At 70.3% G+C, this 12,245-nt stretch carries 7 protein-coding genes (1 of these 7 only partly in view); 4 read left to right on the top strand and 3 right to left on the bottom strand.

From position 1 onward, the window contains the following. Positions 1-9: 9 nt before the first annotated feature. On the top strand, positions 10-651 hold the full coding sequence (locus tag ACWEIJ_RS07155; RefSeq protein ID WP_449836261.1) for a maleylpyruvate isomerase N-terminal domain-containing protein: 642 nt from the start codon (positions 10-12) through the stop codon (positions 649-651). Between the two features lie 6 nt (positions 652-657). On the opposite strand, the gene ACWEIJ_RS07150 is transcribed toward ACWEIJ_RS07155, so the two are convergent. From ACWEIJ_RS07150 to ACWEIJ_RS07140, 3 genes are read right to left on the bottom strand one after another with little or no spacing between them, the layout of a single operon-like run. Next, positions 658-1,137, bottom strand: a complete 480-nt coding sequence (locus ACWEIJ_RS07150) for a hypothetical protein (RefSeq protein WP_449836260.1) — start codon at positions 1,135-1,137, stop codon at positions 658-660. Positions 1,138-1,180: 43 nt separating this feature from the next. Next, positions 1,181-3,067 carry an ABC transporter ATP-binding protein gene (locus tag ACWEIJ_RS07145; protein ID WP_449836259.1) on the bottom strand — a complete coding sequence of 629 codons (1,887 nt, stop codon included), beginning with the start codon at positions 3,065-3,067 and terminating at the stop codon, positions 1,181-1,183. Then, entirely contained in the window at positions 3,064-4,791 is a 1,728-nt protein-coding gene (locus ACWEIJ_RS07140; RefSeq protein ID WP_449836258.1) for an ABC transporter ATP-binding protein, read from the bottom strand. Before ACWEIJ_RS07140 ends, ACWEIJ_RS07145 begins: the two co-directional genes overlap by 4 nt. Positions 4,792-4,856: 65 nt before the next feature. On the opposite strand from ACWEIJ_RS07140, the gene ccrA reads away from it, so the two are divergent. From ccrA to ACWEIJ_RS07125, 3 genes are all read left to right on the top strand, one after another. Beyond that, positions 4,857-6,176 carry a crotonyl-CoA carboxylase/reductase gene (gene ccrA / locus ACWEIJ_RS07135; protein WP_449836257.1) on the top strand — a complete coding sequence of 440 codons (1,320 nt, stop codon included), beginning with the start codon at positions 4,857-4,859 and terminating at the stop codon, positions 6,174-6,176. 14 nt (positions 6,177-6,190) lie between these two features. Beyond that, positions 6,191-7,405 carry a cytochrome P450 gene (locus ACWEIJ_RS07130; protein WP_449836256.1) on the top strand — a complete coding sequence of 405 codons (1,215 nt, stop codon included), beginning with the start codon at positions 6,191-6,193 and terminating at the stop codon, positions 7,403-7,405. Positions 7,406-7,522: 117 nt separating this feature from the next. Beyond that, positions 7,523-12,245, top strand: partial view of a type I polyketide synthase gene (locus tag ACWEIJ_RS07125; RefSeq protein WP_449836255.1) — the 5' end (the start) only. It continues 22,178 nt past the right edge of the window; 4,723 of the gene's 26,901 nt are visible here — the first part of the coding sequence; it begins with the start codon at positions 7,523-7,525; its stop codon lies beyond the right edge, outside the window.

Below are 12,245 nucleotides of genomic sequence, written 5' to 3'. Positions count from 1 at the left end.
TTGGCGGTTGTGGATCTTTTTTCGCTCGCGCTGGGGGAGCTGCTGGGGGCGGTCGGCGAGCTGACGGACGCCGACTTCGAGCGGCCGTCGGGCTGCGCCGGCTGGCTGGTGCGGGATCTGGTGTGCCACCTGGTGATCGACGCGCAGGACGTGCTGATCACGTTGGTGACACCCACCGCGGACCCGGTCACGCACGACGCCGTGACGTACTGGAAGGTCTCCGCTTCGCCGTCCGACGATCCGCTGGCCGCGTTGACGGTCCGGCTGGCCGCGGCCTACGGCGAGCCGTGGATGCTGAAACACCACGTCGACGACGTGGGGCAGGCGGCGTTGCGAGCCGCGCAGCTGGCCGATCCGACGTTGAAGGTCAGCACGCAGGACATGGTGCTGTGCACGTCCGGCTACCTGGGCGCGTACGTGTGGGAGTGGACGCTGCACCACCTGGACCTGGTGATGCACCTGCCGGCGGCTTCCGGTCCGCCCGCCTCGGCGCTCGCCCGGTGCCGGGAGATGCTGGAGCAGCTCGCCGGGCCGTTCCCCTCGTCGTGGGCGGACGCCGACGTGCTGCTGGTGGGAACGGGCAGGCGCGCTCCGACCGAAGCGGAGCGCGCCGAGCTGGGCGACCTGGCGATCCCGTTCGTGCTGGGCTGATCGCCGTTACGGCAGGTCGACCGCCCACCACGTCGCTGGGAGATCGCTGGGCTCGCCCCAGGCCACCGCGAGGGCGAGCTGGACGTCGCGGGAGGGCACGAACCCCGGTAGCTGCCACATCAGGGTGAGGTCGTCGAAGTAGCACACGCTGCTCTCCAGGCCGGACTTCGCGAGCAGGTGTTCCTCGATCGGCCCGCCGATCGACACCACCGCGGACGGGTTCTCGAACGTGACCGCGTGGACGCTCGCACCGGGATCCGCTCCGCCGTCGACGTCCGGCGCGGTCACCGTCAGGCCCGCCACGACCTCGAACCCGTTCACCGCCCGGCCGGCGGGGAACCGCCACGTCGCGGTCCACAGGGTCACCGGCGGGTAGTGGTCGGGCAGCACGGGTCCGGCCGGGCCGACGACCACCTCCTCGCCCACATCGGACCGCACGGTGAACGTCACCGGGCCGAGGGGCGTGTCGATGCGCGGAGCGGTCATGTGGCGCAGCGTGACACGGCCCTCTTCCCGGCGGCCACCGATTTCAGGCCGAGTACAGCCGGGCGTAGAACCCGTTGGCCGCCATCAGTTCCTCGTGCGTGCCGCGTTCCACCACCGCGCCGCGGTCCATCACGACGATCAGGTCGGCGTTGCGGACCGTCGAGAGCCGGTGCGCGATCACGAAGCTCGTGCGGCCGGCCCGCAACGACGCCATCGCCTGCTGGATCAGCACCTCGGTGCGGGTGTCGATCGACGACGTGGCCTCGTCCAGCAGCAGGATCGCGGGCTGGGCGAGGAAAGCGCGCGCCAGGGTGATGAGCTGCCGTTCGCCGGCGGAGAGGCCGCCGTGCTCCTCGTCGAGCACGGTGTCGTAGCCGTCGGGCAGTGCCCGCACGAACCGGTCCACGCACATGGCCTGGGCGGCTTCGACGATCTCGGCACGGGTCGCGCCGGGCCGTCCGTAGGCGATGTTCTCGGCGATCGTGCCCTCGAACAGCCACGTGTCCTGCGAGACCAGCCCGATGGCCGACCGCAGGTCCTCGCGGGTCAGCTGCGTGATGTCGGTGCCGTCCAGCAGGATCCGGCCGCCGTCGAGGTCGTAGAACCGCAGCAGCAGGTTGCCGAGAGTGGTCTTGCCGGCACCGGTGGGCCCGACGATGGCGACGAGCCGGCCGGGGGAGGCGGTCAGCGACAGGTCGTCGATCAGCGGTTTCTCCGGCTCGTAGCGGAAGGAGACGCCGCGGAACTCGACGTGGCCGCGGACCGGGGAGACGGTCGCGGGTTCGGCGGGCTCCGGTGCCTGCTCGGGTTCGTCCAGCAGTTCGAACACCCGCTGGGCGGACGCGATGCCGGACTGCAGCTGGCCGGAGAAGTTCGCGACGTCGATGATCGGCCGGGAGAACATGCCGGAGTACTGGATGAACGCCTGCACGTCACCGATCGACACGCTGCCGGTCGCCACCCGCAGCGCCCCGACCACCGCGACGAGCACGTAGTTGAGGTCGGTGATGAACCGGGTCGCGGGCCCGATCAGGCCGGAGATGGCCTGGGCGCTGAACGATGACCGGTACATGATCTCGTTGCGCTCGGCGAACTCCCGCGCCGCGTGTTCCTGGCGGCCGAACGCGGTGATCAGCGCGTGCCCGCTGTACATCTCCTCGACGTGGGCGTTGAGGGCGCCGGTCGACTGCCACTGCTGCGCGAACTTCGGCATGGCGCGCTTGGAGATCCACGCGGCGAGCACGAGCGCGAGCGGCACGCAGACCAGCACGAGCACGGCCAGCTGGACGGAGATCACCAGCATGATCGCCAGCACGCCGACGACGCTGACCACGGACGTGAGCATCTGGCCGATCGACAGCTGCACGGTCCGCTGCAGGTTGTCGACGTCGTTGGAGACGCGGGAGAGGATCTCGCCGCGCGGGTTGCGGTCGAAGTAGGCCAGCGGAAGCCGGGTCAGCTTCGCGTCGATGTCCTCGCGCAGCCGGTGGACGGCGTGCTGGACGATGTTGGTGACGAGCCGGCCCTGCACGAGCATGCTGAGCGACCCGATGAGGTACAGGCCGAGGATGAGCAGCAGCAGCCGGCCGAGTGCGGGGAAGTCGACGCCCTGGCCGGGGATGACGGTGACGGTGCTGATGACGTTGGCGAGGGTGTCCTTGCCCTGGTCGCGCAACTGGGCGAGGATCTGCTCCTCGGTGGCGCCGGCGGGCAGGGTGCGGCTGACCAGGCCGGTGAAGATGAGGTCGGTGGCGCGGCCGAGCAGGATCGGGCCGAGCAGGTTGAGGCCGATGGACACGACCGACAGCAGCCCGATCAGGGTCAGCTTGTTGCGGTAGGGCAGCAGAAGCCCGAACAACCGCCTGGTGGTGCGCGGTTCGCGGTGGTCCTCGACCTCGGCCGGGGCGGGCGGATCGGCGAGCAGCGTCATCGGAGCGCCCCTCCCACGGGCTGGGAACCGGCGATCTCCCGGTAGGTCTGGTTGGTGCCGATCAGCTCGGCGTGCGTGCCGGAGCCGACGACCTGGCCGTCCTCCAGCACGACGACGTGCGACGCGGCCTCGACGGTGCTGATCCGCTGGGTGACCAGCAGGATGGTGGCGTGGCCGAGCTCCTGGGCCAGTGCGGCGCGCAGCCGGGCCTCGGTGCCCAGGTCGAGTGCGGAGAAGCAGTCGTCGAGCAGGTAGATCTCGGGCCGTCGCACCAAGGTCCGCGCGATGGCGAGGCGTTGCCGCTGTCCACCTGAGACGTTCGAGCCGCCCTGGGTGATCGGCGCGTCGAGGCCGAGCGGGCGGACGAACTCGCCCGCCTGCGCGATCTCCAGCGCGTGCCACAGTTCGTCGTCGGCCGCGTCTTCCTTGCCGTAGCGGAGGTTCGACGCGATCGTTCCGCTGAACAGATGTGCTTTCTGCGGCACGTAACCGATGGTTTTGTGCAGGGCCAACGGGTCGAGGTCGCGGATGTCCACGCCGTTGACCAGCACCTGGCCGCTGGTGACGTCGTGCAGCCGCAGCGCCAGGGAGAGCAGCGTGGACTTGCCGCTGCCGGTGCTGCCGAGGATCGCGACGGTCTCGCCGGGCCGTGCGACGAGGCTGACGTCCCGCAGCACCGGTTTCTCGGCGCCGGGGTAGCCGAACGTGGCGCCGCGCAACTCCAGATGGCCGCGCGTTCTCATGCTGGTGACGGGGTTCTTCGGCGCGGTGATGCTGGACCGCGCCCGCAGCACCTCGTTCACGCGGCCCGCGGACACCGCGGCGCGCGGGGCCTCGGTGAACACCAGCATGGCCATGATGATCGCGACGATGATCAGCGTGACGTAGGACAGCAGGGCGAGCAGCGCGCCGAGCTGCATGGTGCCGTCGTCGATGCGGTGGCCGGAGAGCCAGATGATCGCGACGGTCAGCCCGTTCATCACGGTCATGACCATCACCGGCAGCGCGGCCATGATCCGCCCGACCCGCAGCGTCGTGCGGTAGAGGTCGCGGTTGGTGGCGTCGAAGCGGCCGCGTTCGTGCGGGTCGCGGACGAACGCCCGGATCACCCGCACGCCGGTGATCTGCTCGCGCAGCAGGTGGTTGATGCGGTCCAGGAACCGCTGCATGGCCTCGTAGAACGGCGAGAGCCGCTTGAGCATCAGCGCGAGCCCGGCGATCACGATCACCACCAGCGCGATCAGGATCGTGGCCACCGGCACGTCCTGGACCAGCGCGAGAACGACGCCGCCGACGCACATGATGATCGCCGACACGGCGACGTCGGCGGTGGTGAGCACGATGCTCTGGACCTGTCCGACGTCGTTGACCGTCCTGGTGATCAGCGACGGCGCGCCGATCTGGTCGACCTCGCGTGCCGACAGGCTCATGACCTTGCCGAACACCTTCTGCCGCAGGTCCCGGCCGAGGCCCGCGGACGCGCGGGAGCCCAGCAGCATCGCGCCGCTCGCGGTGAGGATCTGCACCGCGGCCACGCCGAGCATGGCCAGGCCGGTGCCCCAGATGTAGCCGGCGTCGCCACGCAGCACACCGTTGTCGATGATCTGCGCGTTGAGCGTGGGCAGCAGCAGCGTCGCGGCCGTCTGGACCAGCTGCAGCACCACCAGGAGCAGAAGTGTTCCCCGGTACGGCCGGAGGTGGTGGTTCAGGAATCTGACGAGCACACGGACCAGCAGACCGCAGTTTCTTCTGGGCATTCCCTAGCGTTCGCTCTCCTACCGTCTAGGGCATGAGCGAGATCCTCAGCGCTATCGAATCGGACGACGCGGTGGCGCGGGACTTCGAGGCGTTACCGGTGCCGGAGAGCTACCGGGCCGTGGTCGTGGAGGAGGCCGACGCGGAGATGTTCGCGGGCCTGGCTTCCCGTGACAAGGACCCGCGGCGGTCGTTGAAGGTCCGCGAGGTCGCGACGCCGGAGCTCGCGCCGGGTGAGGCGCTGGTGGCCGTGATGGCGTCCGCGATCAACTACAACACCGTGTGGACCTCGATCTTCGAGCCGGTGTCGACGTTCGGGTTCCTGCGCCGGCTGGGCGGCCGGCACGCGCTGCCGTACCACGTGGTGGGGTCCGACCTCGCCGGTGTCGTGCTGCGCGTGGGCCCCGGTGTGACGGTGTGGAAGCCGGGCGATCGGGTCGTCGCGCACTGTCTGGACGTGCCGCTGGAGCGCCCGGACGGCCACAACGACACGATGCTGGACCCGCAGCAGCGGATCTGGGGCTTCGAGACGAACTTCGGCGGTCTGGCCGACCTGGCGCTGGTGAAGGCGAACCAGCTGATGCCGAAGCCCGAGCACCTGACGTGGGAGGAGGCCGCCTCTCCCGGTCTGGTGAACTCCACCGCGTACCGGCAGCTCGTGTCGGTCAACGGCGGCAACATGAAGCAGGGCGACACGGTCCTGATCTGGGGCGCGTCCGGCGGTCTCGGTTCGTACGCCACGCAGTTCGCGCTGAACGGTGGCGCGACGCCGATCTGCGTCGTGTCGTCGCCGGACAAGGCCGAGCTCTGCCGCGCGATGGGCGCCGAGCTGATCATCGACCGGTCCGCCGAGGGGTACCGGTTCTGGAAGGACGAGCACACGCAGGATCCGCGCGAGTGGAAGCGGTTCGGCGCGCGCATCCGTGAGCTGACCGGCGGTGACGATCCGGACATCGTGTTCGAGCACCCCGGCCGGGAGACGTTCGGTGCTTCGGTCTTCGTCGCGCGCAAGGGCGGCAAGATCGTCACCTGCGCCTCCACGTCCGGTTACCTGCACCAGTACGACAACCGGTACCTGTGGATGAACCTGAAGTCGATCATCTCCTCGCACTTCGCCAACTACCGCGAGGCGTGGGAGGCCAACCGGCTGGTGGCCAAGGGGAAGATCCACCCGACGCTGTCCAAGGTGTACTCGCTGGACGAGACCGGCCAGGCGGCGTTCGACGTGCACCGCAACGCCCACCAGGGCAAGGTCGGCGTCCTGTGCCTGGCGCCCTCGGAAGGCCTCGGTGTGCTGGACCACGAGCTACGGGACAGAAACCTCGGCGCGATCAACCGGTTCCGCACCTCCTAGCGAAGGTTCCCGCGATGACGGAAGAAGCACTCGCGCCTGCCTCGGCGTGCCCGTTCCCGTTCGCCCGCGACCCCCACCGGCCGCTGGACCTGCCGCCGGAGTACGCGCGGCTGAGGGCCGACCGGCCGGTGCAGAAGGTGACGACACCGGCGGGCGACACGGCGTGGCTGGTGGCCAGGTACGCGGACGTGCGCGCACTTCTCGCCGACACGGAACGGTTCTCCGCGGAGGTGATGAACCCCGGCTACCCGCGGTACCTGTTCCCGGTCGACCCGCAGCCGGGCGCGTTCGTGACGGTCGACCCGCCGGACCACACCCGGTACCGGCGCATGATCATGTCGATGTTCACCAAGAAGAAGGCGGAGGAGGTCCGTCCGTCGGCGCAGAAGCTGGTGGACGAGCGGATCGACGCGATCCTGAAGCTGCCGCAGCCGGTCGACCTGGTGACGCACTTCGCGCGCCCGATCCCGTTGACCGTGGTGTGCGAGCTGCTCGGCGTGCCCTACAAGGACCGCCTGGCGTTCGGCCGGTGGATCAACACCCTGGTCGAGACCACGTCGTCGCAGGCCCACCGCAACGCCGCGGCCGGTGCCCTTTTCGGCTATCTGACGAAGCTGGTCGCTCAGAAGGAGAAGGAGCCCACCGACGACGTGCTCGGCCGGCTCGTCTCGAACCAGATGGCGGCGGGCGAGCTGAAACGCGAAGAGGCAGTCGTCATCGGCATGATGTTGCTGTCGGCCGGCTACGACACCACGGCGTCGTCGATCGCGTTGAGCATCCTGACGTTGCTGGAGCATCCCGAGCAGCTGGTGAAGCTGCGCGAGAACCCGGATCTGATCGTCGGTGCCGTGGAGGAGTTGTTGCGGCACCAGAACGTGATGCAGTGCGGGGTGGGCCGGGTGGCCAAAGTGGACCTGGAGATCGCGGGCCAGCCGATCAAGGCGGGGGAGGGCATCATCGCGCTGCTGTCCTCCGCCGACCGCGACGAGTCGGTCTACGCGGACGCCGACACGCTGGACATCACGCGCAAGGACTCGACGCCGCTGGCGTTCGGGCACGGCATCCACAGCTGCATCGCGAAGTTCCTGTCCAGGGTGGAGCTTCAGGTCGCGCTGCTGACGTTGATCACCCGCATCCCGACTCTGGCGTTGGCGAAACCGGCCGACGAACTGCGCTTCCGCGACGGCGCGATCGTCTACTCGCTGCGGGAGCTTCCTGTTACCTGGTGATGGTTCTTGTTGTAGGGGCGCCTCTCTCGCAGAGGCGCCCCTGTTCGTTTCTAGGGGTATGCCAGGCGCCGCGACGCGAGGATTTCAGGCAGGTCGCGTCTCGAGATGGGTTGAGGGATGGACAACGAACAGAAGCTCCGGGACTACCTCCGCCGGGCCAGTACGGACCTTCAGCGCACCAAGCGGCGCCTGCAGGACCTCGAGGCGGCCGCGTCGGAACCGATCGCCGTGGTCGGCATCGGCTGCCGCTTCCCCGGCGGGGTGCGCTGTCCCGAAGATCTGTGGCAGATGGTCGTGAACGGGGAGCACGGCATCCGCGCCTTCCCCACCGACCGCGGCTGGGACCCCGAGATGCTCGCGCTGTCGTCGAGCGACCAGGGCGGCTTCCTGGAGGGCGCGGGCGAGTTCGACGCCGACTTCTTCGGCATCTCGCCCCGCGAGGCGCTCGGCATGAACCCGCAGCAGCGAGTGCTGCTGGAGGTCACCTGGGAGGCCCTGGAGCGGGCGGGCATCGACCCCGTTTCGCTGAAGGGCACCTCGACGGCCGTCTTCGCGGGCGCGATGAACCAGGACTACCAGCTCGGCCCCGGCGAGGGCGGCGAGGGCATGGTGCTGCTGGGTTCGTCGAACTCGGTGATCTCGGGCCGCATCTCCTACACCCTCGGCTTCGTCGGCCCGTCCGTCACCCTGGACACGGCGTGCTCTTCCTCTTTGGTGGCAATGCATCTCGCGATGCAGTCGCTGCGCGCCGGCGAGTCGTCCCTGGCCCTGGCCGGCGGCGTCACGGTCATGACGAACCCCGCCACCTTCGTCGAGTTCTCCCGCCAGGGCGGCCTGTCCTCCGACGGCCGCTGCCGCTCGTTCGCCGACTCGGCCGACGGCACGGGCTGGTCCGAGGGCGTCGGCATGCTGGTGCTGGAACGGCTCTCCGACGCACGCCGCAACGGCCACGAGGTGCTGGCCGTGCTGCGCGGTTCCGCCGTCAACCAGGACGGCGCCTCCAACGGCCTGACCGCCCCCAACGGCCCGTCGCAGCAGCGCGTCATCCAGGCCGCCCTGGTGAACGCCCGCCTGACCAGCGACCAGATCGACGTCGTGGAGGCACACGGCACCGGCACCGTCCTGGGCGACCCGGTCGAGGCCCAGGCACTGCTGGCCACCTACGGCCGCAAGCGCTCGCCGGAACAGCCCCTCCTGCTCGGCTCGGTGAAGTCGAACATCAGCCACACCCAGGCCGCCGCGGGCGTCGCCGGCGTGATCAAGATGATCATGGCCATCCGCGCCGGAATCGTGCCGCGGACGCTCGGCGTCGACACCCCGTCCTCCCACGTCGACTGGGACGCGGGCGCCGTCCGCCTCGTCACCACCAACACCCCGTGGCCAGCCACGGGCCAGCCGCGCCGCGCGGCCGTGTCGTCGTTCGGCCTCTCGGGCACCAACGCGCACACGATCATCGAGGAAGCGCCCGCCCCGGAACTGTCAGACCCCTCTGAGACGATTGGAGTGGGGGGTGGCTCCCCCCAGGGGGCCGGCCAATCCGTATCGATTCCGAGCGGCGACACCGTGCCGGTGCGGGACGGCGCGCTGCCGTTCCTGGTCTCGGGCCGGTCGCGCGAGGCGTTGCGGGCCCAGGCCGAGCGGCTGCTGGCCGCTGTCGCCGGGACGTCCGACGCGGTTCGCACGCCCGGCGCGGCCAGTGCGCTCGACCTCGCCTACTCGCTCGCCACCACCCGCGCCCAGTTCGACCACCGCGCCGCGATCGTCGGCGACCTCCGCGCCGGCCTGGAAGCCCTCGCGAACGGCACCCCCGCACCCGGCCTGATCCAGGGCACCGCCGCCCGCGCCAAGCAGGCGTTCCTGTTCACCGGCCAGGGCGCCCAGCGCATCGGCATGGGCAGGGAGCTGCACGCCCGCTTCCCGGTGTTCGCCGAGGCGTTCGACGCGGTCCTGCGGCACTTCGATCCGGCCCTCAAGGACGTCATCTGGGGTGAGGACCAGGAAGCCCTCGACCAGACCAGCAACACCCAGCCCGCGCTGTTCGCGATCGAGGTCGCCCTCTACCGCCTCGCCGAGTCGTGGGGCCTGAAGCCGGACTTCGTCGCCGGCCACTCCATCGGTGAGATCGCCGCCGCGCACGTCGCGGGCGTGTTCAGCCTCGAAGACGCCGCGAAACTCGTCACCGCACGCGCGAGCCTCATGCAGAAGCTCCCGGCAGGTGGCGTGATGATCGCGCTGCAGGCCACCGAGGACGAGGTCACCCCGCACCTGACCGACGGCGTCTCGATCGCCGCCATCAACGGCCCGGCCAGCGTCGTCATCGCGGGTGTTGAACAAGAGGCACGTAGGATTGTTGAACAATTCGACGATCGCAAGGTCAAGCAGCTCACCGTCAGCCACGCCTTCCACTCGCCTCTGATGGAGCCGATGCTCGACGAGTTCCGGGCGAAGATCGCGGACCTCACCTTCGAAGCCCCGATCATCCCGCTCGTCTCGAACGTCACGGGCGAGCAGGCCCGCGTCGAGCAGATCACCACGCCCGGCTACTGGGTGAGCCACGTCCGCGAGGCCGTCCGGTTCGCCGACGGCGTCAAGTGGCTGACCGGACACGGCGTCACGCTGTTCGTCGAGATCGGCCCCGACGGCATCCTCTCCGCGATGGCGCAGGAAACCGCCGGCGACATCACCACGATCCCGTTGCTGCGCAAGGGCCGCGACGAACAAGAGGCCGTCACCCAGGCACTCGCCGGCCTCCACGTCCGCGGCACGAAGATCGACTGGCAGGCCTTCTTCGCGCACACCGGCGCGAAGCGCGTCGACCTGCCGACCTACGCGTTCCAGACGAAGCGCTACTGGCCCAAGGGCGGCGGCGGTTTCCACGACCCGCGCGCCGCCGGTCTCGGCGCCGCGCACCACCCGCTGCTCACCGCGACCGTCTCGTTCGCCGACCAGGACGGCGCGCTGCTCACCGGCCGCCTCACCCGCCAGACCCACCCGTGGCTGGTCGACCACGCCGTGCGCGGCGCGGTGCTGCTGCCCGGCACGGCCTACCTGGAACTCGCCATCCGCGCGGGCGACGAGGTCGGCTGCGACCGCGTCGAGGAGCTGACGCTGACCGCGCCGCTGATCGTGCCCGAACGCGGCGGCGTGCAGGTGCAGCTGTGGATCGGCAATGCCGACGCGAACGGCCGCCGCACCGTCAAGATCTACTCACGGGCCGAGGGCTCCGACGACGAGCCGTGGACGCAGCACGCGATCGGCGTTCTCGGCGCGCCCGCCAGGGAAACCGCCTTCGACACCGCGGTGTGGCCGCCCGCCGGTGCCACGGCCCTGGAAGTCGACTACGGCACGTTCGCCGCGATGGGCTTCGAGTACGGGCCCGTCTTCCAAGGGCTGCGCCAGGCCTGGCGCGGCGAGGACGGCGTCGTCTACGCCGAGGTCTCGCTGCCAGAGGGCGTCGACCTGGCCGGGTTCGGCCTGCACCCGGCGCTGCTGGACGCCGCCCTGCACGCCGCGATCGTCTCCGGAGAGGGCGATGCCGGGCTGCCGTTCTCGTGGGAGGGCGTGTCGCTGCACGCGACCGGCGCCTCCGCGCTGCGCGTCCGCCTGACCCGGTCCGGCGACAACGCCTATTCCATCGCCGCGGTCGACGGTGCCGGAAAGCCGGTCGTCTCGGTCGACTCGCTGGTGGTGCGCGCGGTCGCCGCAGAGTCCACTGTGGACCGCGACTCGCTGTTCCAGGTCGACTGGGTGCCCGTCACGGTCCCCGCCACCGGCAGCTCCGACGCGGTCGTCGTTCACCTGCGGGGCAACGAGGACGTCGTCGCGTCCGTGCACGAGCTGACCGAGCGGGTGCTCGGCCTGCTGCAGGAAGAACGCGACGAGCGCGTCGTCTTCGTCACGAGCAGCGCCGACCTCGCGTCGGCGGCGGTGTGGGGAATGGTGCGTTCGGCGCAGTCCGAGTCGCCCGGCCGTTTCTCGCTGATCGAGCTCGACGGCACTGACGCCTCCAATGCCGCGCTGGCCGCCGCTGTCGGTTCCGAGGAACCGCAGCTCGCGCTCAGGAACGGCGAGATCTACGCGCCGCGTCTGGCCCGCGCCGACATCGAGGAAGCCCCGATCGAGTGGGGCACCAAGGTCCTGATCACCGGCGGCACCGGTGGCCTCGGCAAGATCGTCGCCAGGCACCTGGTGACCGAGCACGGCGTGCGTGAGCTCGTGCTGGTGTCGCGTCGCGGCACCGGTGACGTGTCGGAACTGGAAGCGTTGGGCGCCAACGTTTCCGTGGTGGCGTGCGACGTCACCGACGCCTCCCAGGTGGCCGCTCTGGTCGCCGCGCACGAGATCACCGCTGTCGTGCACAGCGCCGGTGTGCTGGACGACGGCGTGATCTCGTCGCTCACGCCGGAGCGGCTGCACCCGGTGCTGGCGCCCAAGGTCGACGCCGCCTGGCACCTCGCGCAGGCGCTGCCGGACGTGCCGCTGGTGCTGTTCTCGTCGCTGGCCGGCACCTGGGGCACCGCCGGTCAGGCCAACTACGCCGCCGGCAACCACTTCCTGGACGCGCTCGCCGAGCACCGCCCGAACACGATCTCGCTGGCGTGGGGCGCGTGGGCCGGTGACGGCATGCTGTCCGAGGCCGACGCCGAACGCATGGCGCGCACGGGAATGCCGCCGCTGACCGTCGAGCAGGGCCTGGCGCTGTTCGACCGCGCGGTGGCCTCCTCCAGCACCGCACTGGTGCCGGCGCGTCTCGACCTGGGCACGTTGCGGCAGCGCGGCGAGGTGCCACCGTTGCTGCGCGGCCTGATCCGGGTGCGGACGCGCCGCGCGGCCTCCGGTT

Source organism: Lentzea sp. NPDC004789 (assembly GCF_053601075.1).
The sequence above is the reverse complement of the archived record's forward strand: the minus strand, read 5'-3'. Positions and strand labels throughout refer to the sequence as shown.

What these genes read in the sequence shown, in the direction of transcription:
- ccrA (WP_449836257.1), top strand. Translation starts at nt 4,857, where the DNA reads ATGAGCGAGATCCTCAGCGCTATCGAATCGGACGACGCGGTGGCGCGG.
- ACWEIJ_RS07150 (WP_449836260.1), bottom strand. Translation starts at nt 1,137, where the DNA reads ATGACCGCTCCGCGCATCGACACGCCCCTCGGCCCGGTGACGTTCACC.
- ACWEIJ_RS07145 (WP_449836259.1), bottom strand. Translation starts at nt 3,067, where the DNA reads ATGACGCTGCTCGCCGATCCGCCCGCCCCGGCCGAGGTCGAGGACCAC.
- ACWEIJ_RS07130 (WP_449836256.1), top strand. Translation starts at nt 6,191, where the DNA reads ATGACGGAAGAAGCACTCGCGCCTGCCTCGGCGTGCCCGTTCCCGTTC.